This window comes from Nocardia callitridis (assembly GCF_039543305.1).
In the GTDB taxonomy this organism is placed as follows: domain Bacteria; phylum Actinomycetota; class Actinomycetes; order Mycobacteriales; family Mycobacteriaceae; genus Nocardia; species Nocardia callitridis.
The window spans coordinates 1,294,242-1,319,411 of the sequence record NZ_BAABJM010000002.1; the positions used below are offsets into that span (position 1 = coordinate 1,294,242).

A 25,170-nucleotide genomic window follows, 5' to 3' on the forward strand; every position below is an offset into this window, starting at 1 on the left:
ACGTAGGGAGTGCGCAGCCCGGCTCTCCCGAGATTCGGCCGCTGTGCTCGAGGACCGTACGAACGCCGAATAGCCGCGCAGGTGGCCGAACCGGATGCGCACGCCACCGCGCGCGAGCAGAACGGCGGCCGAACGAGCCGGGGCACAACCGAACCCCGATTCAGCCGCGTGCGGCCAGCGCGGCCAGCAGCGATTCCCGTTCGGCAGCAGGGCGTTTCGGACAGCTGGTGCACAGCCCACAGCCGGGAACCTCGTAGATCGCACAGCAGGAGATGCGCTGTACGAAGGTGCGGCCACCGATCTCGTGGAAGCGCGGTGTGGGGAGTCGACCACCGAGGTCGGCGGCCAATCGCAGACCGGCGAGGTACTCGCCCGCGTCGAGCGCGCGATTGCCGATCGTGTCGGCGATGATCGCCCACAACGCGGGTATCGCCGCTCCGGAGACCTCCGCTACTTGCTCGATGACCGTTTCAAGAGTGTCGTACAGCGCCGAGGCCGGGTCCTTCGACCGTGTTCCCGCAATAGCGGAGCCGGGCCCGCGGCCACCGGAGATGCACGGCCGCGCATCGCTGGCCTCGCCGTCACGCGACGCCAGCGCTTCGGGTAACGCGGTGGCAGACGATTCGCCGTCGACCACACCACCGCCCCGCACAGCGTCTTCGTACACGACCTCTTCGCTCGTACCCGTGTCGTGCGTCGTGCTGGTCTCCTCACCGAGCGCTTCACCCCGCGATCGGTGACCCGATGCCGAGGCACCGCAGCCGTCGTACACAGCCACGCCGCTCGGGCCAGCACTGTGCCGCGTAAGCCCCTCGCCGATCGCGCTGCCCTGCACTCGGCGACCGGGTACTGAGGAATCGGATCCGTTGAGCGCGGAGCCGACCCGCACTCGGTCGACTCCCCCATCGGCCCGCAGCGCGAACTCGAGTTCCGCGAGCGTCATGCTCGGGGCCGGTCGTCCTTCCGCGTATGCGCGCACGACCGGCTCGATCAAGAGTGAGGCGAGCATTCCCCACCACAGGGTGCCCGCGATGCGCGGCGACCGCGCGCCCCAGGAACGCCCGAGCTCCGTGATGCGAGCCGACAACCACTCCGGTTGTAGTAGCGCGGCCCCCGAAACGGTCACCACCGGAACGGGCTGCTGATCCACCGCCAGTCGATGCCGAACCAGCTACCGATCCAGCCGAAGGTGTTCAGCAACCACAGCGTGACCACCACCAGCAGGAAGGTGGCGATCGCTCCGAGCGCGCGAACGAAGATCCCCTGGCTGGTGTACCACGCCATCACCTGCTTGTACTTGTCCCGCACCCAGGTGAGCACGCGGTGCGCCCATGCGAATTCGCTGGCCAGAATGCCCAGTCCGGCGAAGACGATGAGCCAGCCGGGGCCGGGATACGGGATCGCCAGCACGCCGAGCGCGAGTACGGCGACTCCGACCACGGCCACGCCGATTCGGTAGGCGAGGTTGAGTCCCCTCCGCCGAGCGATGCGTTCACGCAGGCCGCGCAGACCCGTCACGGGGTGCGCTTTCTCGGTCTCCAGCTCGGTCATCTCCTCAGCGTACGAGAACTGTCGATGCGCGTTTGCCGGCAACGCCGATCGGCCCGCCCTCGACAGCAGCGTGGGCGGGCCGAGGTCCGTCGATCAGACGGGTTCGGGAACGGGTAGTCGTTCGGCGTCGTCGCTGATCTCGGTGAGACCGTCGATGCCTACCTCGAGCACCCGCGCGTTGGCGATGTCGAAGAACAGGCCCGTGACCGTGACGCCGCGCGCCTCGACGGCCGCACGCACCGCGGGATGGCGTTCCAGGTTCTCCAACTGCACCGCCACGTTGACCATGCTGAGCTGGTCGACGGGCCCGTACCCCGCGGACTCGGCGGCGATGGCCACCGGGTGATCGCGCAGGAACCGGTCCAGGCTCGGCTGTGCGTGCGCCAGCCAGTTCTCGATCTCCGGTCCGGTCTCGGCGGCCGAGTGCAGTGCGTTCATCGCGCCACACGAGGAGTGACCACACACCACGACGGAACGGACGTTCAACTCGTTCAGCGCGAAGACCAGCGCCGCATTCAGCGACGAATCACCCTCCGCCGGAACGAGATTGCCCACGTTGCGGACGGTGAAGAGGTCACCGGGCCCGCTGTTGGTGATGACGTTGGGCACGATCCGCGAGTCCGCGCAGGTGAGGAAGAACGAGTGCGGGTCCTGCCGGTCACGCAACCCGTCCAGATGTGGACGCACGACGTGCGCGTGGCTGCGGTGGAAGGCGGCGACACCGTTCGCGACCGGGTTGTTGTTGTCCGCTCCGTGGCGCCACGGCCCGAGCACGTCGTCCCAGACCGCGCGTCCGAGGCTGCGGGCGGGCGGACCGGCGGTGGCCTTGGCCATCCGCGCGCTGCCGATCTCGACGAAGTCGACCGTGCCGCCGTTGTCGCGTTGGGCCCGTGCCCAGTCCTCGATCGCCTCGAAGGCGGCGTGGTCGAGGAAGTCGACGGTCATCTCGACGGTCACTTCGGAACCCGAGGGCACCTTGTTCAACACCGAAGACAGCTTGGGCAGCGCGAGGAACGTGCACGACCCGTCGATGGTGACCAGCCAGCGATCGGAACCGGGCAGCTGCCTCGCGTCGATGGCAACCCGGACAACCCGCCACAGCAGCAGCGCGAAGGCGATCGCGAGACCGATCATCACGCCCTCGAGCAGGTTCAAGAACACCGCGCCGAGCGCGGTCGCCGCGTACACCACCAGGTCGCCGGTGCGGCGGGCCATCTTGATGTGCGCGAGCTTGACCAACTGGGCGCCGATGACGATCAGCAGTCCGGCCAGCGCGGCCTTCGGGATCTGCTGCACCAGGCCGACCAGTGCCACCGAGAACACGAGGACCCAGATCCCGTGCAGCACAGCCGAAGCGCGGGAGCGCGCACCGGCCGCCACATTGGCGGAACTGCGCACGATCACACCCGTGACCGGCAGGCCGCCGACCAGACCCGACAGCACATTCGCCGAGCCCTGGCCGATCAATTCCCTGTCGAAGTTCGCACGGGGGCCCGAATGCATCTTGTCGACCGCGACGGCCGAGAGCAGGCTTTCCACGCTGGCGATCAGCGCGATGGTGATGATGGTGACGACCAGTGCCGACCAGTTGCCCCTGGGTAGTTCGGGCAGGCCGATCGCGTCGAACAGCGAGCCGCTGAGCTCGATCCGGCTCGCTCCGGTGGGCAGCACCAGCGAAAGCAGGGTGCCGGTGAGCACCGCGACCAGCGGGCCTGGCAGCGCACGAAGTTTCGCGGGAACGTACTTCCAGCCGACCATCACCGCGATCACCACGGCGCCGATGAACGCGCCACCGCCGTGCAGCGACATGAGCTGTTGCGGCAGTTCGGTGATGTTGGCCCACGCACTGCTGTGCGAGGTGCCGCCGAGCAGCACGTGGATTTGTTGCAGGGCGATGGTGATACCGATACCGGCGAGCATCGCGTGCACCACCACGGGCGCCACGGCGAGGGCGGCACGGGCAATTCGACTCAGCCCGAACAGAATTTGCAGAACACCGGCAATGGCGACGATGAAACATGTTGTTCGCCAGCCGAATTGATTAATCGCTTCGGCGACGACCACGGTAAGACCCGCTGCGGGCCCACTCACCTGTAGCGCCGATCCGCCGAGCGTACCGGCGACGATGCCGCCGATCACCGCGGCGATGAGTCCCGCCGCGATCGGCGCCCCCGAGGCGACCGCGATACCGAGGGACAGGGGAAGGGCTACCAGGAAAACTACGATTGATGCTGAGAGGTCATGTCGCAGAATGGAATTCAGCTTCTCGGCCCAGGGTCTGCCGCCAGGCGCACCAGGCGGCGCGGCGACATCGTATTCAATTGCCATGACTCTCCTTCGCCGACTCGGCCGTCACGGCCGAGGTCGGTTGACGATCTATCTATGTCCAACAGGGCACTTAGACCGCGAACCGGCACTCGCGGTAGGGCGGTCTCGACACGACGACGGGTCGATACGTGAACCGACATAGATTTTATTGGTAAAGCCTTAGCAAAGGCTGAGAAAAATCCCCTGCGTGCAGTGGATAACTTCGGAGAGTTCAAGTGTGCCAGGACTCATCTGCGGTCGTGGTTTCCGGCTTGATTCAAGCTCGTTTCATGTCTGTTTCATCCGGGTTTCGCTCGGTGTCGGCGTCGGGCCGGCTTCACGCGGGCGCCTTGACGACACTGTTGCCTTCGTCGTCGAACTCGGCGATACCGTCTTCGGTCACCGCGATCAGCCGCGCGGTGGCGAGGTCGAAGAACAGCCCGGACACGGTGACGCCCCGTTCCGTGATCGCCTCCTGCACAGCGGGATTCGCCCGCAACGTCTGCACCTGCGTCGCCACATTCACCATGCCGAGCTGGTCTACCGCGCCGAATCCGGCCCGCGCCGCCGCGAGCGCGACCGGATGACCATCGCGATAACGCGCCATGCTCGGGTGTGCGTGCGCGAGCCAGTTCTCCAGCCCGATACCGGTACCGACCTGGTGATACAGCGCCCCCATCGCGCCGCACTCGGAGTGCCCGCACACCACGATCGACCGCACGTGCAAGGTGTCGAGCGCGTAACCGAGCGCCGCCTCGACCGAGACATCCTCCCCTACCGCAGGGATCAGATTGCCCACGTTACGAACGGTGAACAGGTCACCTGGTCCACTGTCGGTGATCACGTTGGGCACGATCCGCGCATCGGCACAGGTAAGGAAGAACGTGTCGGCGCCGGGCCGCTCGCGCAGCCCGTGCAGGTGCGGACGCATGAGATGCGCGTGCCCACGGTGGTAGGCGGCGATACCGCGCGCGATCGGATTGTCCCGGTGTTCGGTGCGCCGCCACGGCCCGATCACCTGGTCGATGATCTGGCGGGAATGTCCGCGCTCCGGCGGTCCCGCGGGCGCGGTGGCCAGCCGGGCGGCGCCGATTTCCACGAATTCCACTGCGGTGCCCTCGGATTCGCGACGCATAGCCCAATCGGTGATCAGCTCATAGGAGGCATGGTCGAGGAAGTCGACGCTCATTTCGACGGTGACGGCCACCTCGGCGGGTACCTTCGCCAATTCCGCTGTGAGCCTGGGCAATGCGAGAAAGGTGCAGGTGCCGTCGATCGTTACCAGCCAGCGATCGGGGCGACCCGACGGCGTCGCCGCGATCGTCACCCGCACCACCCGCCACAGCAGGAGCGCGAAGGCGATCAGCAGCCCGATCAGCATGCCCTGCAACAGGTTCAGGAATACCACGCTCAATACCGTTGCCACGTACACGAACAGGTCTCCGGTGCGCATGGCCAGCCGAATGTGCGCCAGTTTGATCAGCTGCACACCGATCAGGATCAGCAGTCCCGCCAGCGCCGCGGCGGGGATCTGACGCACCAGTCCGGCCAGCGCCACCGCGAACAACAGCACCCACACCCCGTGCAGCACGGTCGCCGCCCTGGTGCGCGCACCGGCCTGCACGTTGGTGAGGCTGCGCACGATCACCGCGGCGATCGGCAACCCACCGAGCAGCCCCGAGACCACATTCGCCGAGCCCTGCCCGATCAGTTCGCGGTCGAAGTCGGTGCCGGTCCCCGGCCGCGCCTTGTCGACCGCGACGGCCGAAAGCAGCGTCTCCACGCTGGCGATCAGCGCGATCGTCACCATGGTCATCACGATGACCGTCCAGCTCCCGGCTGGCACCGAGGGCAGGCCCACCGCGTCGAGCAGCGAGCCGTCCAGGACGATCCGCTCGACGTGCAGCGGCAGGACCAGCGAAAGTACGGTCGCCACGACGACGGCCACCAACGGGCCCGGCACCACCCGCACCGAACGCGGAACGAACTTCCACGCGATCAGGATCGCGATGACAACGAGACCGACGAACAGATCGGCACCGCGCACGGACATCAGTTGATGCGGCAGCCCGACGAGGGCGGCGAACGACGAACTCAGCGAGCTGCCACCGAGCAGCACATGCACCTGTTGCAGCGCGATGATGATGCCGATGCCCGCGAGCATGCCGTGCACCACGACGGGCGCGATGGCCAGCGCCGCGCGGGCGATGCGACTGAGCCCGAACAGGATTTGCCACACACCCGCACCCACGGTGATGAAACACGTTGCTGCCCAACCGAACTGATGCACGCTTTCGGCGATGACGACGGTGAGACTGGCGGTGGGCCCGCTGACCTGGATCGCGGAGCCGCCGAGTAGCCCCGCGACGATGCCGCCGACCACGGCGGCGATCAGCCCCGCGGCGACCGGAGCACCGGAGGCGACCGCGACGCCGAGCGAAAGCGGTAGTGCGACAAGGAAAACCACGATGGAGGCGGGTATATCGGCGCGGCAGAGGGCCGCGGCGCGTTCGGCGAGGCCGGCGCGGGTGAACGTTCGTGGTGCGCGATCGGTGTCGGTGGACATATTTCTCCTTCGCCGCACGACCTGGGTCGTCGCGGTTCATCGGGCGGAACATGTACTGGCATCGAGCGAAACGGCGGGCACGCGACGCGACGGCCGCCGAAGGCGACGCACGTCGAGGAAAGCCGCTCTCAAGGTTAAAGACTTAGCAAAGCTTACGGAAAGCTTCCCGGGTGAAGCAATTCATGCGCAATCAAATTGTGACATAGGTCACTATGCATGGGTTGGCTCGGACGGCTCCTGAGGCAGAATGAGTGCCGTGCCCCCAGACCTCGAAGAGCTTCGACGCCTCCGCCGCGCACGCAACCGGATGGATCACGAGTATGCGGAGCCGCTCGATGTCGCCGCGCTGGCGCGCACCGCGCTCATGTCGAGCGCGCACTTCAGCAGACGCTTCCGCGAGACCTACGGCGAGACACCGTACTCGTATCTGATGACCCGCCGCATCGAACGTGCCACCGCACTGCTGCGGCGGGGCGATATGAGCGTGACCGAGGCGTGCTTCGCCGTCGGCTGTACCAGCCTCGGCTCGTTCTCCGCGAAGTTCACCAAGATCATGGGTGAGTCACCGAGCGCCTACCGCGCCCGCGATCATCGGGAGCTGGAGCTCGTTCCTGGCTGCCAGGTGATGGTGCAGACCAGACCGCGCAAATCACCGCGACGATCGAGCAGTTTCGGAGAAGCTTCCGCCACCGGCGCCGATTAGCGTCGCTTTCATGCCACTAGCCATCAGCACAGTCCATGTCCTGGTCGATGACCCCGACGCCGCGCTCACCTTCTACCGTGACCTGCTCGGACTCGCCGTGCGCAACGAAGTCGAACACGGCGAGTTCCGCTGGATCACCCTCACCCCCGAGGGCCAGCCCGACATCCAGATCGTGTTGTCGAATCCGCGGGCAGGCCACTCCGAGGAAGATGGCGACATCCTCGCCGGCTTGGTCGCGAAGGGGGAGCTCGGCACCGTGAACTTCCGCTCCGACGACCTCGACGCCACCTTCGAGAAACTCGCCGCCGCGCCCGACGCGGAAATCGTGCAGGAACCCGTCAGCCAACCGTGGGGCGCGCGCGATGTCGCCGTTCGCGACCCCGCGGGCAATCTGGTCCGTATCGAACAAGCGTGAGTGCGCGGGCGCGTCGGGTGGGCGCACCCGCGCGCCCGCCGCTGAGCGTCGGCCCGCGCGAGGTCAGCGCTGTCCGCGGGCTCGCTTCTCGTACTCCCCGCGCGCCGTCGTGTCCGGCGCGGCCAATACATCCGCCGCACCGACGAATCTGCTGATCGCCTCTGCCCAGCGCTTGGGCAGCACCGACATCAGGACATACAGCCGCCGCCCGCTGGCCGGGACCCACACTTCGAAACGCGGTGCGGCGATCGTCGCGACGACGGCCTTCGCGACCTCCTCCGGTGACACCGTGCGTTGTCCGCGCACATCCGAAAGGCCCGCGCCCAGTTCGGTTCTCGTGATCATCGGCAGCACGCACGACACCTCGACCCCGGTGCCGCGCAATTCGGAGCGAGTGGCCTCGGTGAGCCCGACGATCGCGTATTTCGTCGCACTGTAGGTGGCGGCGCCCGCGAGGGCGACCCGACCCACTGCCGACGAGATATTGATGATGTGGCCGCCCGCACGCGGTTTCATGCGCGCGATGGCCAATTTCGTGCCGAGCAGCACGCCGTGCAGGTTCACCTCGATGATCCGGCGGGTCAGCTCGTCGGGTTCCTCGGCGAACTCACCGAGCGGCATGATGCCCGCGTTATTGACCAGGATGTCGATCGGACCGAATCGCGCGGCCGCCGCGTCGAGAAACGCGGCGAAGGATTTCCGGTCGGTGACCTCGAGATCGAATCCAGCACAACGACTTCCGAGTTCGTCTGCGCTGGCGCGGGCAAGCTCCCCGTCGATGTCACCGATCGCGACGCGCGCCCCCCGCTCGAGCAGGGCCGACGCCGTCGCGTAGCCGATTCCCCTGGCGCCGCCGGTGATCGCCACCACCGTCGCCGGTGCGAGCAAGTGCTTCTTTGCCATGTCGAACTTCCTCGTTCTTGTGGAAAACAACCCCCCGACTCCCAGACATAACATAGCTTATTTGATCTAAAACAGGCGAGGAGAAACCCGTGTATCTCACTCTCGTCGAACGCATCAGGGACATGACCATCACCGGCGGCGAGAACGTCTATTCCTGCCGAGGTGGAGAACGCGCTCGCCCAACACCCTTCGGTCGCCGCATGCGCCGTGATCGGCGTACCCGACCAACGGTGGGGCGAGTCGGTACACGCGGATGTGGTGCGGGCTCAGGGAACCACCGCTTCGGCAGACGAACTGCGCGAACATGTTCGTGGCGTGATCGCGGGGTACAAGGTGCCGCGTTCGGTGGAATTCCTTGACGCGCTTCCCGTTTCGGCTGCGGGCGAGGTGCTCGAGCGCGCGCTGCGGACCGAATTCGCCGACAAGCACGCCGAAACGGCGAGTGCCACATAAGTATCGACCGCGTTCGAACGTGCGGCTATGGCGGCACGTTCGAACCTCGCGCTTCCGAGCCGGTGCCCACCGCGTCCAGGGCCGCCGCGGCGCCCGTCGTTCGTCGAAACTGTTCGAGAAGCTACGGCGTCATCGTCGAGAACATCAGGGCCGGGTACAAGCGCAGGCGCCACCATGCGCACCCTGCTCGACGGGGACAGCGTCGCTACCACCCGTGTTCGCTGAACGACACCACTGCCCCGTCCAGGAACGCGCGCACGCCGAGGGCCGCGTACTCGATCATGTTGCTCGGCATCTCGTTCAACGGGAACCAGGTGACCGCGAAGCACTTCTGCGGCTCTCGGTTGCTCGGCTCACCCGACCACCTCGACGCGTGCAGGAACAGTCCCAGCCGCGCCTCTTGGCCGGACCCGGTCACGTGCGCCACATGGACGACGCGCAGATCCGAGGGATCGATCACCACCCCGATCTCCTCGTTCGCCTCCCGCGCGGCCGCCACGGTAATCGACTCCCCTGCCTCCAGCTTTCCCGCGGGCAGATGCCATCGCCCGGCGAATTCGTCGGTCCCACCGCGCTGACTGAGCAGCAACCGATCGCCGTCCACCAGCAGCACATGGGCGTCGATCAGATGTCGATCCACCACCGCAACACCACTTCCCCTCGTTCGACGTTCTCGCCGACGCTACGCCACCTCCTCGCCGCGACCCCCACCGAAACAGGGACTCGGTGAACGGCCACGACGACGGGGCGTGCGCTACAGGGTGCAGGGCATGCGTTTCACGGCGTGCACGAAATTGCTCACCACGAGGTCGGGTTCGCCGACTCGCAGGGTCGGCGCGCGCAGCAGCAACTCGCGGAACAAGGCGCGTAGTTGCGACTTGGCGAGCATATTGCCCATGCAGAAGTGCGGCCCACCGCCGCCGAAACCCTGGTGCGGGTTCGGGTTTCGGGTCAGGTCGAACTTTTCGGGGTCGGCGAACACCTCGGCGTCGCGGTTGCCGGAGGGGTAGAACCTGGCGCCGGTCGCCGCGGAGACGCGGCACGCGCGCAAGCATCTGGGCCGAGTCCGTGACCTGCTGCGGCGGCGAGATCGCGCACGGCGGAAACGTCGACGTCAGCGGCGCTCGCGCCGAGATGACCGTGATCGTGGACCCACCGCTCGACGGCGTGCTGCTGACCGAGGAGATCTTCGCCCCGCTGCTTCCCGTGATCACCGTCGATTCCCTGGACGCCGCGATCTCGCACATCCGTCGCGGGCCCAAACCCCTGGCCGTCTATCTGTTCAGCAGCCGACGTGAAACCCAGCGTCGGGTGCTGTCGGAGATCAGTAACGGCTCGACCGTGATCAATCATCTGATGTACCAGGTAATCGTCCCGCAACTGCCCTTCGGCGGAGTCGGCAACAGCGGAATGGGGACTTATCACGGAAAGTGGGGATTCGAAACTTTCAGCCACCGTAAATCCGTGGTGCACAAGTCGATCCGGCCGGACCCGGACATGCTGTATCCCCCGTACACGGCATTCAAGGAGTGGCTCTTGCGTCGGGTGTTCTGAAAGAGAACGGCCGTCCACCGCATCGACGAAGACCGGTGCGGATCTGTCGCCCCTCGCGTCGGATATACTTGTGTCCCAGGGGAAATTTCATCGAGAGACTCACCGCAAAGGACCGGTTTTGGTACGTCTATCCGTCACCAGAGAAGACTACTTCGAGGCCGCGATGAAATTGCTGGCGAGCCAGGGGCATCACGCGCTCAAAATGGGCACGCTATGCAAAATTCTCGGCGTCACCACCGGTTCGTTCTACAACTACTTCGGCAACTGGAACAACTTCACTCCCGAACTACTTTCGTATTGGGAAAAAGTCCAGACCATCGATATCTTGGCGCAGTCGACGCAGCCGACCGAACCGATGGCGCGAATTCACACGATGAAAGAACTCGCCACCGGGTTGCCGCACGAGTCCGAGGCGGCCATTCGCGCGTGGAGCAACGGCGACGCCGCCGTGGCGGAGTTCCAGCGCAGGGTCGACGCACAGCGCCTCGACGCCCTCCGCATGGTCATCCACGAGATCGTCTCCGACGACGCGAGTGCCGAGTTGCTGGCACTGATGGGGATCGGGCTGCTCATCGGTGTGCAGTCACTGCGATCGCCGGTCGATACGGACGAAATGCACCGACTGCTCGATGAATTCGAGGCCTCGGTGCTCCGGCACGCGGATCGTCTACCCGACTGATCCGCCCGGCCGACACGCGCTGATCCGCCGACGGCGGATCAGCGGCGGACCGGCGGCGACTTCAGACCGGTGTGATCTCGGAGATGAGCCAGTCGTCGCCGGATCCGGCCATGGTGACCCGGACGCGGCTGCCGTCCAGGCGCGGTCCCTGGTAATGGCTGCTGGTGGTCTCCTGGTTGAGGAACAGTAGCAAGGTCACGCGGTCTCTAGCCGCGGTGACAACGGCGGAGCCTGCGACGGTCGCCTTGGTGACGATCGCATCCTTGTGCGCGGCGGGGATGATCACGCTGGAGCTGAGTTGCGCGAAATCGTCACGGAACTTTCCGGTCAGATTGTCGGTGACCTTCGCGAATTCGGTGTCGATGGTGTTGACGTCGTAGGAAAGGACAGTCGGAACCCGTGTTTGGGCCGCGGCGCGCGCGGCTTGCGCGGCCGAGCCGATGGCGCTGTGTTCGCTGGCGCGGTGGGCGAACACGGCGGTGGCGACGCCGGCGACGATCAGCAACACAGCCAGCACCGTAAAGACGACACCATAGGTGCGACGGCTCAGTGTCGACAGAGAACGCAGCCACCGGACCCCCTCGGCACGGAATCAGTGCGCGTCACGGTGTCCGACGAGTCGGACACTACTTGATCAGTAGCGCTTGCCATCCCTGATACTCCTTTCCCTGGGTGGCGGCCTCGACCGCGGGCCCGAAGACCCGACAGCACCACGCTCACGAATTGCGTCGACGCGTATCCCATGAACAGCGCGATGAAATACAGCGGAACGATCGCGATGAGCCCCGCCAGGATCCTGGTGGTGACCAGGTAGGGCACCGCGGGAATCGACATCACCTCCAGCGCGTCGATCTCCTCGCTGACCCGCATCGCACCCAGTTGCGCGGTGAAGCCCGCGCCCACCGTCGCGGTGAGCGCGACACCGGCGACCACCGGAATCGCCTCGCGGGTATTGAAGAACGCGGAGATGAACCCCGACATCGCCTCGACGCCGACCCGACCCAGCGAGCTGCTCCCCTGCTGGCCGACTTCGTAACCCGCTGCGGCGGTGAGAAATCCGACGATGACAATGGTGCCGCCGATCACCGCGAGCGCGCCGGTCCCCATACTCACCTCGGCGACCAGTCGGATCACCTCGCCGCGATAGCGACGCAGCGTGCGTGGGATCCAGGCGAGGCCGTGCAGGTGGAACGACAGCTGGTCGCCGAGCCCGGCGATGCCGTCAACCGGCGTGACGGCGGCCTTGGACACTCTGCGCCCCACGGTCTCCGACGTAAAGCCTCGGTCAGGCGATATTTCTCGGTGGTGGTCATCTCGGAGGATCCGTTCAGTGCAGCCACAGCGTGGTGATGATGGAGTTGGCCAGAAACAAGAGCACGAAGCTGAAGACGACGGTCTGGTTCACCGCGTCGCCGACCCCTTTCGGCCCGCCCTTGGCGTGCAGACCGAGGTGGCAGGCGACCAGCGCGGCGAGCAGGCCGAACACCCCCGCCTTGAGTTCACTGATCAACAGGTCGGGTATGCCGGTGAGAATCGGTATGGCGGTGAGGAATTGGCCGGGCGTCGCGCCCTGGAGAAACACCGCGTACAGATAGCCGCCGGTGAGACCGACCGCGGTGACCAAGCCGTTGAGGAACAGGGCGACCACCGTGGAGGCCAACACCCTCGGCACCGCCAGGCGTTGCAGCGGGTCGATGCCGAGCACCCGCATCGCGTCGATCTCCTCGCGGATGGTGCGCGAGCCGAGGTCGGCGCAGATCGCGGTGGCGCCGCATCCGGCGACAACGAGAACGGTTGCGACCGGTACGATTTCGCGGATCACCGCGACACCGGCGCCGGCGCCGGAGAGGTCGATCGCGCCGATCTCGTTGAGCAGTACATTGATCTGGAAGATCACCATGACACAGAACGGGATCGCGATCAGCAGCGTGGGGACGATCGACACACTGGCGATGAACCAGGCCTGGTCGACGAATTCGCGCAATTGGAATGGGCGCCGCGCCACCATGCGCAGGGTGTCGATCGCGGTTCCGTAGAACTGCCCCACCGCGCGGGGCACGACCTTCGCCTTGGTCGGCAATATCGTCGCGGCCGCCCATCGCCGCTTCGACGCCTCGACCGGCGCTGCGCCGTCCACCATCATCGAGCCTTCCCACTCAGGATTCCTGGTCATGCGAGCAGGAGACTCCGCTGTGCACCGGCGAGGCGGATCCGGTTGCGGTGTGCGGTAGCTGCGTCCGCGTCGGACTTCCGATCTCGGGTGCCTCGTGTCACAGCACCGAATACTAACGTAAGTTATCTTATCTACAAGAGTGCAGGGTGAATTTTCGTGAGAAACCGCGAAGCACCGAGCGTGCGACCCCAGCCCCGGCTACTGGATCACCGAATTCGCCACCCGCCCAACGGGGGTCGTTCCATGCCGACGACGATCAGGACAATTCCGCCGCCGCCCGACGCCACACCCACACCGAGGGGTAATCAATAGCCTTCCCACATGATTCGGCTAGTTTTGCCGCCGCCCAACACAACGCCCCCCGTTTGCCGAGCCGCTCGGCATGACACTCCCCCGCCAGCTCAGCCACCGGACGCGCATACCAACGAATGACGGCGAGTATTCGAAATAGGCGCGCGGATAATCGAATTCGAAGCGATAGTCGGTACCCACCTCCGCCTCCGCAACCACGCCCATCCATCACTCCCCATCACGAAGCGCGTCACGACAGTCGGTAAGCAGGGCACGGAGCTGCTCGAGCCGTGGGCGGTCCAGGCCCGCGGTCATGGTTTCGGCGATACCGGCGACCGTCGCGCGAGCCCGCCCCAGCAGCGCGACCGCGGACTCGGTGAGGATCGTCGCTCGTTCCCGTCGAGGCCCCGCCTCCTCCGACCGCTCGACCAGGCCACGTCGCTCCAGCCCCTGCAGCAACACGCTCATGGACTGACGGGAGACGAAGGTGCGGCGAGCCAACTCGGAGCCGGTGATACCCGGAGTGTCGTACAGGTTCTGCATGCACACGTACTGCGGCACGCTCAAGCCGATCGGGCGCAGCGCCTCGTCCATGCGCTGATGCAGCACCGCCTGCGTCTCCTTGATCAACACACCCAGCTCTTCGGACGCCTGCCGCGCGCCATGGTCACTCATGTCAATAGTTTGACACACCAGCGACCGAGTGTCAGAGTATTGACATAACTACGACGCGAAGGACTTCCCATGACCACCACCACGACCGGCCCCGATTTCGTCTCGTTCCAGGTACGCGACCTCGACAAGTCCGCCGCCTTCTACGAGGACACCATCGGGTTGACGCGACTTCCGGCACCCAACGCACACGCGGCAGCCTTCTCCGCGGGCGCAGTCACCTTCGCGGTGCGCACACCACTTCCCGGCGTCGACCTCGACGCGATCGACCAATTGGGTGCGGGCATCGGCGTGTGGTTCCACAATGAGAACGCGACCGAGCTACATCGACACCTGGTCGAGCAGGGAGTTCCGATGACACAGGAACCCTTCGAAGGACCGTTCGGCACCCAGTTCGCATTCCACGATCCCGACGGCTATGTCGTCACCATTCATTCGAAGGCCTGAGCCCTCCGCGAAAACCGATTTCGCACAGGCTGGGAGACGAGGCGGACACGATGTCGAATTACGAAACAACACACCGGGTCTCGGGTCCCTGGTCACTCCGCACGTGTCGGCGGTTCTGGGAAGAGTTCGCCCCCTTCACGCTACCGAGCACGAGCGACGACGGATTACGTACCACATTCCTCAGCGAGCACGACTGGACCCCGGTCGACGCCGTCGTCACACAGGACACCGACCGGGCACGGATCACGGTGACCGGAACCGGCGACCTGCACGCCGCGACAGACCAGGTCACCCGCTTCCTCTCCCTCGACATCGACGCCACCGCGTGGCCGCACGTCGGCGATCGTGACCCGGTCATCGCCGCGGCCCAACGGGCGCTACCCGGCTTCCGACCCTGCGGATTCCACTCCGCCTACGAGGCCGCCGCCTGGGCGGTGCTCTCCCAGCGCACCCGCGTCCCCACCGCCGCGAAGCTCCGTCGATCACTGATCACAGAGCACGGCAGCAACGGCGCGTTCCCCGCCCCGCGCACCATCCACAAGGCCGTCACCACAGGACGTTTGACGCTCCCTGCCCGCAAACCCGAGTTTCTCGCCGCGGTCGCCGAGGCCGCGCTCGACGGTGTCCTCGACAGTCGCAGCCTGCGCGAACTTCCCGAAGACGACGCGCGAAACCGCCTCCGAGCAATCACCGGCCTCGGCCCCTTCGCCGCCGACCTCATCCTCGTCCGAGGCACGAACGCGACCGATATCCTCCCCCGCACAGAGCCCCGCCTCCTCGCCGAGATCGAGCGTCGCTACGGCATCGAGCGCTCCCTCGACGACCTCGCGACCGGATGGCGCCCGTTCCGCTCGTGGGCCGCGATCCACCTGCGCGCACTGAGCGCCGCGTGACCCCTCCGTGACCTTCGGGGCAATCGCGCAACCAATCAGCAACAGCTATCGATTCCTTACACCAGCGCGCATAGCATTCGGGAGGTCGTCGGGGACGACATCAGCAAACCAGCACAAGGGAGTAACCCGATGGATGCACGCCGCCTCTTCGCCGCCCTCTTCGCCAGCCTCACGGTCGGCGCCTCACTCGTGGGGACCAGCGCCGCGGCCGAGGCCGCACCGCAGCCGAACGCGTGGATCCAGGGCCAGATCGACGACCAGCGGGCCGACACCCAACGCCCGGACCCCTGGGTCCAAGGGCAGATCGACTCACAAACCGAAGACGTGCCGGGATTCCTTGCCGCCATCAACAATTCGGGCACCGATCGTGGGGGAATCAGCGATCGCGACCTCGCCATCAAGGGCCGATCCGTGTGCGGACAGATCTACGGCGCGCGCGGTGACCTCAGTGGCGCATCGCTACCTAACGCAGACGATCTGCACAGCCAGCAAATAGTCGCGGCCGCCAGCGTCAAGTACCTGTGCCCACCCGCAGCGGACTACTTCTCATCGGATCTTCTCGATCAGGTGTGAGCCCGACCATCGTCATGATGTTTGTGGCAGCGCCGTCAGCTTTGATCAGCCATCGCGGTCGTCGCCGTACCGTGCTCTAGCCTCACCTCCAGCCTGGCGTGGTAGCCCTCGCGAGCAGCAGCGACGAACGAGCGAGCGGCCTGCGCATTCCTGGTCGTCTGCCAGCACGATGTCATGTCGCGCCGAGCTCGGAGCTCTCATCCGCCGCCCGATAGCCCATTGGCCTCGACCCACGCCTCTCGTTGCCGTAGGGCGCGCGGAGGCAGGCGAAATACACCGCGCGATAATCGAAGTCCGCTGCGAGGCATGGATTCGACCCAGCCGGACCGAATGCCGGCACGCCCCTTCACAGCACAAGTCTCGCTGCGGGCGAGGCACCACCGAACACAGTCAGGGACACACAGGTGACCTGAGGCTAAGCTAACTTCGATGTGGCAAACTCGGCCCCGGCCGCCGACCCGTTGCGAATCGAGGGTGTACCGCTGTGTCTCGAGTCAGCCTGATCAGACAGCCGACGACGCTGTCGCGGGCTTTGGTGCTCTCAGCGCTCCTGGTTGCGCTGGTCGTGCTGTTGGCGGGTGGGTTGTTCGTGGGGAGTGGGGACTTCACCGTCGAAGGCGCGTGGCGAGCACTGTTCAACGAGGGTGACCCCACCACGCTCGGGGTGATCCGGCAGCAGCGAATACCCCGCACACTGGTGGCCGCACTGGTGGGGGTGGCGCTCGGACTCGGTGGCGCGGTCATGCAGGGGTTGACCCGCAATCCGCTCGCCGACCCCGGCATTCTCGGGGTGAACGCGGGCGCGTATTTCGCGATGGTCGTCGGCGCGGTTGCCTTCGGCGCCACCACCGGCGACTACACCTGGTGGGCGCTGGCCGGGGCATTCGCCGCCTCGATCCTCGTCTACCTCGTCGGCTCGCGTGGTCTCGGCGGTGCCAGCCCGGCCAAGCTCGTGCTCACCGGTGTCGCGATCGCCGCCATGCTCAACGGACTCGCCTTCGCGCTCACCATGATCCATCCGCAAGCCTTCGACACGATCCGTGGCCTGCTCATCGGGACCCTCGACGGGCGAGGCTGGAGCCAACTGTCGGCGACATGGCCACTGGTGACGATCGGGGTGCTCGGCACACTGGTGCTCACCACCTACCTGAACGCCCTCGCCCTCGGTGACGACCGCGCCAACGCGCTCGGCGTCCCGGTCACGGCGGTGCGTGCGGGCGGCTTCGTCGCGGTCACGGTGCTGTGCGGTGCGGCGACCGCCGCGGTCGGCCCGATCACCTTCGTCGGGTTGATGGTGCCGCACGCGGTGCGCATGGTCGTCGGACCCGATCACCGCTGGATGATTCCGCTGTGCCTTGTCGTCGGGCCGATCGTGCTGGTCGGCTCCGACCTCATCGCCCGCGTCGCCACCACCAGCGAACTACCGGTGGGCATGGTCACCGCGTTCCTCGGAGCGCCCGTGCTCATCTGGCTGGCCCGGCGAGAGAAGGGATCACAATGGTGACCCGCGCACCGGCCGAGAACATCGCACCCGCCCGTTGGCCGAAGCGCGTGCGGTTCCTGCGGATACCGAGGATCGGCCTCAGCCTGCGCGTCGACATCGTCTCGGTGGCCGTCACCGTCGCGTTCCTGCTGGTCGCCGCGCTGGTCGGGGTCTGGTCGCTCGGTGCGAGCACCACCGACACACCGGGATTGGGTTTCGTCGAAACGCTCGAGGTTCTCACCGGCCGCATCGGCGGCGCACCGGCCAACCATGTCGCCGCCTGGCTGCCGGTCGTCATCACCGCGGCGCTCGGTGGGGCCGCACTCGCGTTGTCCGGCGCCATCTTCCAGACCATCACCCGCAATCCACTCGGCAGTCCGGACATCATCGGGTTCACCACGGGCGCGAATACCGGTGCGCTGGTGGCACTTCTGGTCCTCGGCCTCGGCTCGGGCGGCGCGACGATCGGCGCGCTACTCGGCTGCCTGCTCACCGGACTGATCGTCTATTTCCTCGGAATGCGCGGTGGCACAGGCAATTACCGCTTCATCATCGTCGGCATCGGCATTTCGGCGATGCTGATCTCGTTGAACGGCTATCTCATCGCCACCGCCGACGTGCAGAACGCCGGTGCCGCCGCCGCGTGGGGTATGGGCAACCTGCGCAATCTCACGATGAGCGACACCGTCCCGGTCTTCGTGACACTCGCGGTACTCGTGCCCGCGCTGATCGCGGTCGCGCCCAGGATGCGGATGTTCGAACTCGGCACCGATTCGGCCCGAAGCAAAGGCGTCGACACCGGTGTGACGCAGGCGATTCTGCTGGTGATCGGCATCGGGTTCGCGGCGGCCACCACCGCGATCATCGGTCCGATCGTCTTCGTCGCGCTCGTCGCGCCCCAGGTCGCCGCACGACTCACCCCGAGTCCCGGTATCCCGCTGGTCACCTCGGCGGCGGTCGGCGCCACCCTGCTGGTGTCGAGCGAGGCGGTGGCACGCACCCTCCTCGCGCCCGAAACCCAGCTGCCGATCGGGGTGGTCACCTCCTCGCTCGGCGGCGTCTACCTGTTGTTCCTCCTGCTCGCACAGTCTCGAAAGGCCAGGCCATGAGCACGCAAACCTCCGGGCGGCTCACCGGCGCTGACCTGCGTGTCGGCTACGGCGACCGCACCGTCATCGCCGACCTCGACGTCGTTGTGCCCGACGGATCGTTCACCGTCATCGTCGGACCCAATGCTTGCGGCAAATCCACACTGTTGCGGGCATTGTCGCGACTGCTCCGTCCGCAGCAGGGCACGGTGACCCTCGACGGTCGCGACGTCACCTCCTACGGCGGCAAGGAATTCGCCCGCGAGGTGGGGTTGTTGCCGCAGCAGTCGATCGCACCCGACGCGATCACCATCATCGACCTGGTCTCGCGCGGCCGCTTCCCGTATCAGAAGATGTTCCGGCAGTGGACCGAGGAAGACCAACGCGCGGTCGATTACGCACTGCAGGTCACCCGGCTCACCGACCTGTCGACCCGACCAGTCGAAGCGCTGTCGGGTGGACAACGCCAGCGCGTGTGGATCGCGATGGCACTGGCACAGCAGACCCCGATCCTGCTGTTGGACGAGCCGACGACCTTCCTCGACCTCGGCCACCAGATCGAAATCCTCGACCTGTGCACCGAATTGAACCGGCAGGGCAACACGCTCGTGGCGGTGCTGCACGATCTCAACCAGGCCGCACGGTATGCCACCAACATCATCGCCATGCGCGAGGGCGAGATCGTCGCGGTCGGGCCGCCGAGCGAGATCTTGACCGCCGAGCTGGTCGAGCGGGTCTTCGGCGTGTATTCGCAGGTGATCGCCGATCCGCAGACCGGAACCCCGCTGGTCGTTCCACTGGCCAGCGGCGCGGTTCGATTCGATGGCGCCCCCGGCGAATCCGCTGGCGCGGCGAGCGCCGAGCCCGAGTGACCACCCGTATCCCCGCATCACGACCAGGAAGGAAGATCATGTCAGCGAGACGTCTCGGTGTGGCCGTTGCGGTGCTGGTCAGCATCGTGCTGGCGACGGCAGGTTGTGTGAAGTCCGACGATTCCACCCACGAGGTGTTCAACGATCCGCACGGCACACCAGGATTCAGCCTGCCCGAGAACCCGAGGGTGGTGGCGCTCGGCTGGTCCGACGGCGGAATCGCCCTGGAGCTGGGTGTCGCGCCGGAAGCCATCTATGACTGGATGAGCATCGGCGCCGACACCAAAGGCGTCGGTGAATGGGACGCGGCGGCGTTCGGGGACAAGACTCCGCAGCTGATCCCCTCGCAGAGCGACGGCAATTTCAATATGCAGCAGATCGAGGAGCTCCGGCCGGACCTGATCCTCAATGTGCGCGCCAAAACCGACGATGACATCAATGCCGATCTGAGCAAGATCGCGCCGGTGGTGACCTCGCCGGCGGGCACCAACGACTACGCGATCAATTGGCAGACTCAGACCGAGATCATCGGCGCCGCGCTCGGCAAGCACGACGAGGCCGAGCAGCTGATCGGACAGACCACCGACGCACAGCAGACCATCCGCGAGCAGCACCCGGAGTTCGCGGGCAAGCGGTTCGTCTACGCCACGAAGTTCGGCACCGCCTATGGCGCCTACCTGCCGGGCGATTCACGCTTCGATTTCTTCGCCGACCTCGGTTTCGTGGTGAATCCGCCGATCCTGCAACTCCAGAGCACCGGTTTCGCGGCGCAGGTCCCGGTGGAACGAGTGGGCGACCTGGACGCGGAGGCCGCGATCTTCAGCACCATCAACCTGCCCTTCAGCGATCTACAGAACGACCCACTGATCAATTCGCTGGCCGTGGTCCGCGACAAGCACGCCGTGCTGCTGCCGCAAAAGGATCCCGCGATCATGGCGTTGTCGGCGGGCACACCGGCCTCGTTGAAGTTCGCCGCGCAACGGATCACCCCGCAGTTGGCGGCCGCCGTACCCGCCTAGCACACGGGCGGGCCGCCGAGGGCGCGCCCTCAATTCCCGGGGCGGGGGTGCGAGGGCGATCCCCCGAAGGACAGCATGATCACGCGGATCGAATCGTTGTCGTGTCAGAGCATGGGTCGACGTACCTGTTCGTCGACAGGGTTTCATCCACCTCGATTCTTGAATACGTTGCGGCACAGACGCGATCGATAAGAAGCGCTTGATCGACCATGAAGCCGAACCGCCTGACACCGTTTCCCTCTCGATGATTCTCGGGGTCTTCGCGAGCGAAAGAAATCGCCGTGAGAAACCCAGGGACGGGCTGCCCGCGATTCTTCGGCGTCGGAATTCGGCCAGTCCGCGCCACCGCATGACGCGAACCACGGGTCGACCACATTCGATAATTGAACAAAGGACGCACATCATGGTCGACTACCGAAAAACAACCGCTATCGCCGCGATCGCGGCGCTGTCGCTGCTCCCGCTCGCCGCGTGTTCCAGCGACGACTCGGGATCCGAGGCAGGCACGTCCAGCAACTCGTCGGTCACCGAGACGACCACGCCCACACCCGCCGCCCAGATCGACGAACTGCACGGCCAGAGCACGGCGGTGGCACTGGACACCGGCTTCACCGACGCGCTGACCAGCCTTCAACTGACCCCAGGAGTGGTCGGCACCGCAACCCTCGACAACGGGTCGATCAGCTTCCCCATCACGGCGGGCGCCGTCAAGTACTACACCCCCGGCACCGTCGACCCCTACGTGCAGGGCGATATCAAACACGACGGCAGCGGACTTTCACTCACCTCGGGCGACACCACCGCGGAGCTGACCAATTTCGACATCGACCCCGGCAGCTCACTGCTCTACGGTGACGTCATCGTCAACGGCGCCCCGGCCGCGACACACGCGACCTTGTTCGACCTCAACGGTCGTACGCTGAAACCGCTGCAAGACGGCCCCGACGACACCGCGATCCTCCAGGGCACGCAGGTCCTGGTGTCCAAGGATGCCGCCGGACTACTGAACAAGACCTTCCACACCGACGCGGTCGCGCCAGGACTCCTCGTCGGCATCGCGACAATCACCCTCGACAAGAAGTAGCATATTTCTCGGCAGGCGCGAGAGTCGGTCGACAGACCGACCGGCCCACGCGGCAGCCGTTGTAGCGCAAGACAATTCACTGTTGATCCGATCCGTATCGAACGGAGCGCTCGCCACCTGTGAACAGTTCGAATGCGCGAGGACCCGACCGACAACGATCGGGCGCGACCCCCGTCGACGACACCGCCGACGGGTTTCCCGCCCGGCTGTGGCAGGCACTAGGGCGACACCGGCCACCCGGCCTGCCCACACCACGCACCTGGCGCAGCCCACTGCGCGGACCGTGGCTCACCTCGGTTTTCGGCTCGGTGCTGCTGGTGTCGTTGCCGGTCGTGATCGTCACCGGACTGCTCGACTACATCGCCTACGGACCACAGTTCGGCCAGGCGATCCCCGCCGATGTGGGGTGGCTGCATCTGCCGTACTTCGACTGGCCGACTCGACCGTCCTGGTTGTTCCGGCTCACCGAGGGGCTGCACGTCGGGCTGGGGATCATTCTGGTTCCCGTGGTGCTGGCGAAGCTGTGGTCGGTGCTGCCCCGACTGTTCGCCTGGCCCCCGGCACGTTCGATCGCCGATGTGCTGGAACGGGTTTCGCTACTCATGCTGGTCGGCGGGATCGTGTTCGAGATGGCCACCGGGGTACTGAACATCCAGTACGACTACCTCTTCGGTTTCAGCTTCTACACCGCGCACTACTACGGGGCATGGGTGTTCATCGCGGGATTCCTGACGCATGTCTTCGTCAAGTTCCCGCGCATGGTCCGCGGTCTTCGTTCCCGGTCCCTGCGTCGCGAGCTGCGCACGTCGCGAGCCGACACTCGACCCGAACCCCTCGACGCCGACGGCCTGGTCGCCGCGTCCCCCACCCCTGCCACGCTCAGCCGTCGCGGCGCGCTCGCACTGGTCGGCGGCGGGTCACTGCTGGTGGCGGCGCTGACCGTCGGCCAGACGCTCGGCGGATTCACCCGCCAGGCGGCCCTGCTCGTGCCACGTGGTCGATCGAATGGTGCTGGACCCCATGACTTTCCGGTCAATCGCACCGCGGTCGCCGCGTCGATCGATCCCGCGTCCACCGGCGCGACGTGGCGACTCAGGCTGACCGGCGGTACCGATGCTGTCACGCTCGACCGCACCATGCTCGCGCGCATGCACCAGCACACGGCGTCCCTGCCGATCGCGTGCGTCGAAGGATGGTCGACCACGCAGTCCTGGACCGGTGTGCGTCTGCGCGACCTTGCGGCACTGGCCGGTGTGCCCGAACCCGTTTCAGCACAGGTGATCTCACTCGAACGGGGCGGACCGTTCGGCCGGGCGACGTTGCAGGGCAATCAAGTCGCGCACCCCGATTCGCTGCTCGCGTTGCGCGTCAACGGCGCCGACCTTTCCCCCGATCACGGCTATCCCGCGCGAGTCATCGTCCCCGCGCTGCCGGGGGTGCACAACACCAAGTGGGTCGAGTCGATCGAGTTCCGGAGCTGACCATGACGGCCATACGACGGTTCTATGGCAGACATCCCCTGCACCTGCTCGCCTTGCTCGCGGGGTTCGCGTTGGTCGGCTACGTCGTCTACAGCATCGAACCGCGCACACTGTGGAACACCGACGTGTGGTGGCAGTCGATCCTCGTCTGGTTCTTCGGTGCCATCATCGCCCACGACCTGCTGCTGTTTCCGCTCTACGCCCTCGCTGACCGCTCGCTCAGCGCGGGACTCGCTGCCATGACCGCACGGCGCCGCGTTCGGCGTCCGAAGATCGCCCCGCTCAACTACCTTCGCGTGCCAATGCTCGGCAGCGGCCTGCTGTTGTTGCTGTTCTTTCCCGGAATCATCGAGCAGGGCAGGGCGACCTATCTCGCGGCGACCGGACAGACCCAGCAACCATTTCTGGGCCGGTGGCTGCTGGTGACCGCGGTGCTGTTCGGGGTAAGCGCGGTCACGTACGCCGTGCGCTCGGCCATCGCGGCGAAACGTTCGCACGGCCCACCAGCACCGACGACCGCCGAGTCGTAGCCGGCCGAGCTCAGTCGTCGGCTCGCCACACCAGGCAGAAGGTGTGCCCGACGGGATCCCGGTAGACCCGAAACGGCCCGTCGGTCTGTTCTCGCACCAACGTCGCACCCAACGTGAGCACCTGTCGCTGCGCCGCCTCGATGTCCTCGACCAAGACGTCGAAGTGGACCTGCTGGGATGCGGTCGGGTCCGGGAAGTTCGGTGGGCGATAGTCCGGCGCTGTCTGAAAGGCGATTCGCCTACCCGACCGATCGGCGATGACGATCCAGTCGTCTTCCCTGTCGTTCACCAGTTCGGCACCGAGCAGCCGCCGGTAGAACTCGGCCAGAATCCGTGGTTCGGGACAGTCCAGCACCACGCTGCGCAAGGTCCCGACCCCGTGGCCCTCTGCCATCATCCATCTCCTTCACCGGGTTTCACACAATTGTCGCCGCTCAGCGCACGGAGCAGGCCCCGACCAGTCCAAAGCTGTCCGGGGCCTGCGAGTGCCACACTAGGGCCTGGGGTGGCATTCGCTGTGGCGACGCGCCTCACTGTGGAAAGGTCACCGTCTCGGTCGAGGGGCCCGACCGGCCCTCGGATGCGCCACTTCGGCATCGGCGAAACCATGGACATGCCGCAGTGCGGGATTCGTTCCTCTGGTGGCGCGAGCGCGGCGTCGATACTGCGATGGCACTCAGCCCGGCGAGTTGGGTCACAGCTGTCTACACCATCTCCGCCAGGCGTTCGCGGTAGGGCGGTGCGCGAGCGCATGTTCGGTGGGCGACCTGCGCGCTAAGTCAGCTCGACCTGACTGGCCAGCCATCTGCCGTCGACCTTGTCCATGGTCATGACGATCCGATTGCGGTCGACGCGCGGGTCGGGGTTGGTGAGGTTGGTGATTTCGGCGTCGACGAAAAGTAGGACGACGGCGTGGTTTTCGGTGGCCGACTGGACCGCGGAGTTCACCACTCGCCCCTTGCTCACCGACCGAGCCTGTAGCAGCAGAGGTTTGAGCTGTTGGGCGGAGCGGCTGTACATGTCCTGGAATTCGCCGGTCGCGCCGTGCTGGACGGTGTCGAAATCCTCGTCGATGCGTGCGGCGTCGATGCTGGTGAGCGCGACCGCGTACTGTTCAGCGGCCGTGCGCGCTTGACGGCTCGCCGCATCGATCCGGGTGCGACCTTGTAGATTCACGCCGACCACCACCGCGATCGCCGTCGCGGCGACCAGCAGCACCGCGACCGCCGCGAGCGCGATCCGCGGCCGACCTCGGCGCGCTCGGCCCGGTCGCGTCTGCTCGCCTGTCGAGGCATCGACCGTCGACGACTCAGCCGTCGACGACTCAGCCGTCGACGGCTCAGCTGCGTCGCTGTCGGCGCCGGTCGCGGTTTCAGTTGTCTCGGTGAGTGTTTCGGCCATAACTTGTCCTCTGGTTCGCCGGATCACGGACG

Annotated in this window: 26 protein-coding genes and 2 pseudogenes; 15 read left to right on the plus strand and 13 right to left on the minus strand. The window is 66.2% G+C overall.

Annotation, left to right across the window (positions count from 1 at the left end; translation table 11 throughout):
• Positions 1 to 160 precede the first annotated feature (160 nt).
• From ABEA50_RS14625 to ABEA50_RS14640, 4 genes are all read right to left on the minus strand, one after another.
• Positions 161 to 1,150: a (2Fe-2S)-binding protein gene (locus tag ABEA50_RS14625; RefSeq protein WP_345495891.1), complete on the minus strand. Its 990-nt coding sequence runs from the start codon at positions 1,148 to 1,150 to the stop codon at positions 161 to 163.
• Positions 1,123 to 1,551, minus strand: a complete 429-nt coding sequence (locus ABEA50_RS14630; RefSeq protein ID WP_345495892.1) for a TIGR02611 family protein — start codon at positions 1,549 to 1,551, stop codon at positions 1,123 to 1,125. The genes ABEA50_RS14625 and ABEA50_RS14630 overlap by 28 nt, the downstream gene beginning before the upstream one ends.
• Positions 1,552 to 1,644: 93 nt before the next feature.
• The gene (locus ABEA50_RS14635) at positions 1,645 to 3,879 is read right to left on the minus strand and encodes a bifunctional SulP family inorganic anion transporter/carbonic anhydrase (protein WP_345495893.1); all 2,235 of its coding nucleotides are present in this window, start codon (positions 3,877 to 3,879) and stop codon (positions 1,645 to 1,647) included.
• Between the two features lie 316 nt (positions 3,880 to 4,195).
• Entirely contained in the window at positions 4,196 to 6,424 is a 2,229-nt protein-coding gene (locus ABEA50_RS14640; RefSeq protein ID WP_345495894.1) for a SulP family inorganic anion transporter, read from the minus strand.
• Positions 6,425 to 6,671: 247 nt separating this feature from the next.
• Here ABEA50_RS14640 and ABEA50_RS14645 point away from each other — a divergent pair, with 247 nt between their 5' ends.
• Positions 6,672 to 7,127 carry a helix-turn-helix transcriptional regulator gene (locus ABEA50_RS14645; RefSeq protein WP_345495895.1) on the plus strand — a complete coding sequence of 152 codons (456 nt, stop codon included), beginning with the start codon at positions 6,672 to 6,674 and terminating at the stop codon, positions 7,125 to 7,127.
• 10 nt (positions 7,128 to 7,137) lie between these two features.
• A complete protein-coding gene (locus ABEA50_RS14650) occupies positions 7,138 to 7,542 on the plus strand; it encodes a VOC family protein (RefSeq protein WP_345495896.1) in 405 nt (134 codons plus the stop codon).
• 63 nt (positions 7,543 to 7,605) lie between these two features.
• Here the strand turns inward: ABEA50_RS14650 and ABEA50_RS14655 are convergent, their stop codons facing one another.
• Positions 7,606 to 8,445 (minus strand): SDR family oxidoreductase, encoded by an 840-nt coding sequence (locus ABEA50_RS14655; RefSeq protein WP_345495897.1) that lies wholly within the window; start codon positions 8,443 to 8,445, stop codon positions 7,606 to 7,608.
• Between the two features lie 92 nt (positions 8,446 to 8,537).
• Between ABEA50_RS14655 and ABEA50_RS14660 the strand changes: the two are divergent.
• Positions 8,538 to 8,898, plus strand: a pseudogene (locus ABEA50_RS14660) (AMP-binding enzyme); the annotation flags it as partial.
• 205 nt (positions 8,899 to 9,103) lie between these two features.
• Here the strand turns inward: ABEA50_RS14660 and ABEA50_RS14665 are convergent.
• Both ABEA50_RS14665 and ABEA50_RS14670 read right to left on the minus strand, forming a co-directional pair.
• Positions 9,104 to 9,538 carry an NUDIX hydrolase gene (locus ABEA50_RS14665; RefSeq protein ID WP_345495898.1) on the minus strand — a complete coding sequence of 145 codons (435 nt, stop codon included), beginning with the start codon at positions 9,536 to 9,538 and terminating at the stop codon, positions 9,104 to 9,106.
• Positions 9,539 to 9,652: 114 nt separating this feature from the next.
• Positions 9,653 to 9,910: pseudogene (locus tag ABEA50_RS14670) on the minus strand (cytochrome P450); the annotation flags it as partial.
• 56 nt (positions 9,911 to 9,966) lie between these two features.
• Between ABEA50_RS14670 and ABEA50_RS14675 the strand changes: the two are divergent.
• Both ABEA50_RS14675 and ABEA50_RS14680 read left to right on the plus strand, forming a co-directional pair.
• Positions 9,967 to 10,452, plus strand: coding sequence for an aldehyde dehydrogenase family protein (locus tag ABEA50_RS14675; protein ID WP_345495899.1), 486 nt, complete (start codon positions 9,967 to 9,969; stop codon positions 10,450 to 10,452).
• A 118-nt stretch (positions 10,453 to 10,570) separates the two neighbouring features.
• Positions 10,571 to 11,131, plus strand: coding sequence for a TetR/AcrR family transcriptional regulator (locus ABEA50_RS14680; protein ID WP_345495900.1), 561 nt, complete (start codon positions 10,571 to 10,573; stop codon positions 11,129 to 11,131).
• Positions 11,132 to 11,192: 61 nt separating this feature from the next.
• Here the strand turns inward: ABEA50_RS14680 and ABEA50_RS14685 are convergent, their stop codons facing one another.
• The 4 genes from ABEA50_RS14685 to ABEA50_RS14700 form a co-directional block, all read right to left on the minus strand.
• On the minus strand, positions 11,193 to 11,648 hold the full coding sequence (locus ABEA50_RS14685; protein WP_345495901.1) for a hypothetical protein: 456 nt from the start codon (positions 11,646 to 11,648) through the stop codon (positions 11,193 to 11,195).
• Positions 11,649 to 11,677: 29 nt separating this feature from the next.
• The gene (locus ABEA50_RS14690; RefSeq protein WP_425577650.1) at positions 11,678 to 12,328 is read right to left on the minus strand and encodes an ABC transporter permease; all 651 of its coding nucleotides are present in this window, start codon (positions 12,326 to 12,328) and stop codon (positions 11,678 to 11,680) included.
• A gap of 130 nt (positions 12,329 to 12,458) precedes the next feature.
• Positions 12,459 to 13,304: an MlaE family ABC transporter permease gene (locus ABEA50_RS14695; RefSeq protein WP_345495905.1), complete on the minus strand. Its 846-nt coding sequence runs from the start codon at positions 13,302 to 13,304 to the stop codon at positions 12,459 to 12,461.
• 519 nt (positions 13,305 to 13,823) lie between these two features.
• Positions 13,824 to 14,270 carry a MarR family winged helix-turn-helix transcriptional regulator gene (locus ABEA50_RS14700; RefSeq protein WP_345495908.1) on the minus strand — a complete coding sequence of 149 codons (447 nt, stop codon included), beginning with the start codon at positions 14,268 to 14,270 and terminating at the stop codon, positions 13,824 to 13,826.
• Between the two features lie 69 nt (positions 14,271 to 14,339).
• Here ABEA50_RS14700 and ABEA50_RS14705 point away from each other — a divergent pair, with 69 nt between their 5' ends.
• From ABEA50_RS14705 to ABEA50_RS14750, 10 genes are all read left to right on the plus strand, one after another.
• Positions 14,340 to 14,714: a VOC family protein gene (locus ABEA50_RS14705; RefSeq protein ID WP_345495909.1), complete on the plus strand. Its 375-nt coding sequence runs from the start codon at positions 14,340 to 14,342 to the stop codon at positions 14,712 to 14,714.
• A gap of 50 nt (positions 14,715 to 14,764) precedes the next feature.
• Complete coding sequence (locus ABEA50_RS14710; protein ID WP_345495910.1) at positions 14,765 to 15,607, plus strand: DNA-3-methyladenine glycosylase family protein; 843 nt, start codon at positions 14,765 to 14,767, stop codon at positions 15,605 to 15,607.
• Between the two features lie 129 nt (positions 15,608 to 15,736).
• A complete protein-coding gene (locus tag ABEA50_RS14715; RefSeq protein ID WP_345495911.1) occupies positions 15,737 to 16,180 on the plus strand; it encodes a hypothetical protein in 444 nt (147 codons plus the stop codon).
• A 484-nt stretch (positions 16,181 to 16,664) separates the two neighbouring features.
• Positions 16,665 to 17,684 carry a FecCD family ABC transporter permease gene (locus tag ABEA50_RS14720; protein WP_345495912.1) on the plus strand — a complete coding sequence of 340 codons (1,020 nt, stop codon included), beginning with the start codon at positions 16,665 to 16,667 and terminating at the stop codon, positions 17,682 to 17,684.
• Positions 17,681 to 18,772, plus strand: coding sequence for a FecCD family ABC transporter permease (locus ABEA50_RS14725; protein ID WP_345495913.1), 1,092 nt, complete (start codon positions 17,681 to 17,683; stop codon positions 18,770 to 18,772). Before ABEA50_RS14720 ends, ABEA50_RS14725 begins: the two co-directional genes overlap by 4 nt.
• Positions 18,769 to 19,623, plus strand: a complete 855-nt coding sequence (locus tag ABEA50_RS14730) for an ABC transporter ATP-binding protein (RefSeq protein WP_345495914.1) — start codon at positions 18,769 to 18,771, stop codon at positions 19,621 to 19,623. The genes ABEA50_RS14725 and ABEA50_RS14730 overlap by 4 nt, the downstream gene beginning before the upstream one ends.
• 38 nt (positions 19,624 to 19,661) lie before the next feature.
• Positions 19,662 to 20,642: an ABC transporter substrate-binding protein gene (locus tag ABEA50_RS14735; protein ID WP_345495915.1), complete on the plus strand. Its 981-nt coding sequence runs from the start codon at positions 19,662 to 19,664 to the stop codon at positions 20,640 to 20,642.
• Between the two features lie 403 nt (positions 20,643 to 21,045).
• Entirely contained in the window at positions 21,046 to 21,726 is a 681-nt protein-coding gene (locus ABEA50_RS14740; RefSeq protein WP_345495916.1) for a hypothetical protein, read from the plus strand.
• A gap of 206 nt (positions 21,727 to 21,932) precedes the next feature.
• Complete coding sequence (locus ABEA50_RS14745) at positions 21,933 to 23,207, plus strand: molybdopterin-dependent oxidoreductase (RefSeq protein ID WP_345496569.1); 1,275 nt, start codon at positions 21,933 to 21,935, stop codon at positions 23,205 to 23,207.
• 2 nt (positions 23,208 to 23,209) lie between these two features.
• Positions 23,210 to 23,737: a hypothetical protein gene (locus ABEA50_RS14750; RefSeq protein ID WP_345495917.1), complete on the plus strand. Its 528-nt coding sequence runs from the start codon at positions 23,210 to 23,212 to the stop codon at positions 23,735 to 23,737.
• A gap of 10 nt (positions 23,738 to 23,747) precedes the next feature.
• Here the strand turns inward: ABEA50_RS14750 and ABEA50_RS14755 are convergent, their stop codons facing one another.
• Complete coding sequence (locus tag ABEA50_RS14755) at positions 23,748 to 24,131, minus strand: VOC family protein (RefSeq protein ID WP_345495918.1); 384 nt, start codon at positions 24,129 to 24,131, stop codon at positions 23,748 to 23,750.
• Positions 24,132 to 24,511: 380 nt separating this feature from the next.
• Positions 24,512 to 25,138, minus strand: coding sequence for a hypothetical protein (locus ABEA50_RS14760; RefSeq protein WP_345495920.1), 627 nt, complete (start codon positions 25,136 to 25,138; stop codon positions 24,512 to 24,514).
• Positions 25,139 to 25,170 lie beyond the last annotated feature (32 nt).

Excerpts from the sequence above, each read along its gene's own strand:
- ABEA50_RS14645 (WP_345495895.1), top strand. The coding sequence starts at position 6,672 with ATGAGTGCCGTGCCCCCAGACCTCGAAGAGCTTCGACGCCTCCGCCGC.
- ABEA50_RS14735 (WP_345495915.1), top strand. The coding sequence starts at position 19,662 with ATGTCAGCGAGACGTCTCGGTGTGGCCGTTGCGGTGCTGGTCAGCATC.
- ABEA50_RS14760 (WP_345495920.1), bottom strand. The coding sequence starts at position 25,138 with ATGGCCGAAACACTCACCGAGACAACTGAAACCGCGACCGGCGCCGAC.
- ABEA50_RS14655 (WP_345495897.1), bottom strand. The coding sequence starts at position 8,445 with ATGGCAAAGAAGCACTTGCTCGCACCGGCGACGGTGGTGGCGATCACC.
- ABEA50_RS14695 (WP_345495905.1), bottom strand. The coding sequence starts at position 13,304 with ATGACCAGGAATCCTGAGTGGGAAGGCTCGATGATGGTGGACGGCGCA.
- ABEA50_RS14705 (WP_345495909.1), top strand. The coding sequence starts at position 14,340 with ATGACCACCACCACGACCGGCCCCGATTTCGTCTCGTTCCAGGTACGC.
- ABEA50_RS14630 (WP_345495892.1), bottom strand. The coding sequence starts at position 1,551 with ATGACCGAGCTGGAGACCGAGAAAGCGCACCCCGTGACGGGTCTGCGC.
- ABEA50_RS14730 (WP_345495914.1), top strand. The coding sequence starts at position 18,769 with ATGAGCACGCAAACCTCCGGGCGGCTCACCGGCGCTGACCTGCGTGTC.
- ABEA50_RS14715 (WP_345495911.1), top strand. The coding sequence starts at position 15,737 with ATGGATGCACGCCGCCTCTTCGCCGCCCTCTTCGCCAGCCTCACGGTC.
- ABEA50_RS14635 (WP_345495893.1), bottom strand. The coding sequence starts at position 3,879 with ATGGCAATTGAATACGATGTCGCCGCGCCGCCTGGTGCGCCTGGCGGC.
- ABEA50_RS14640 (WP_345495894.1), bottom strand. The coding sequence starts at position 6,424 with ATGTCCACCGACACCGATCGCGCACCACGAACGTTCACCCGCGCCGGC.
- ABEA50_RS14740 (WP_345495916.1), top strand. The coding sequence starts at position 21,046 with ATGGTCGACTACCGAAAAACAACCGCTATCGCCGCGATCGCGGCGCTG.
- ABEA50_RS14650 (WP_345495896.1), top strand. The coding sequence starts at position 7,138 with ATGCCACTAGCCATCAGCACAGTCCATGTCCTGGTCGATGACCCCGAC.
- ABEA50_RS14710 (WP_345495910.1), top strand. The coding sequence starts at position 14,765 with ATGTCGAATTACGAAACAACACACCGGGTCTCGGGTCCCTGGTCACTC.
- ABEA50_RS14755 (WP_345495918.1), bottom strand. The coding sequence starts at position 24,131 with ATGGCAGAGGGCCACGGGGTCGGGACCTTGCGCAGCGTGGTGCTGGAC.
- ABEA50_RS14750 (WP_345495917.1), top strand. The coding sequence starts at position 23,210 with ATGACGGCCATACGACGGTTCTATGGCAGACATCCCCTGCACCTGCTC.
- ABEA50_RS14700 (WP_345495908.1), bottom strand. The coding sequence starts at position 14,270 with ATGAGTGACCATGGCGCGCGGCAGGCGTCCGAAGAGCTGGGTGTGTTG.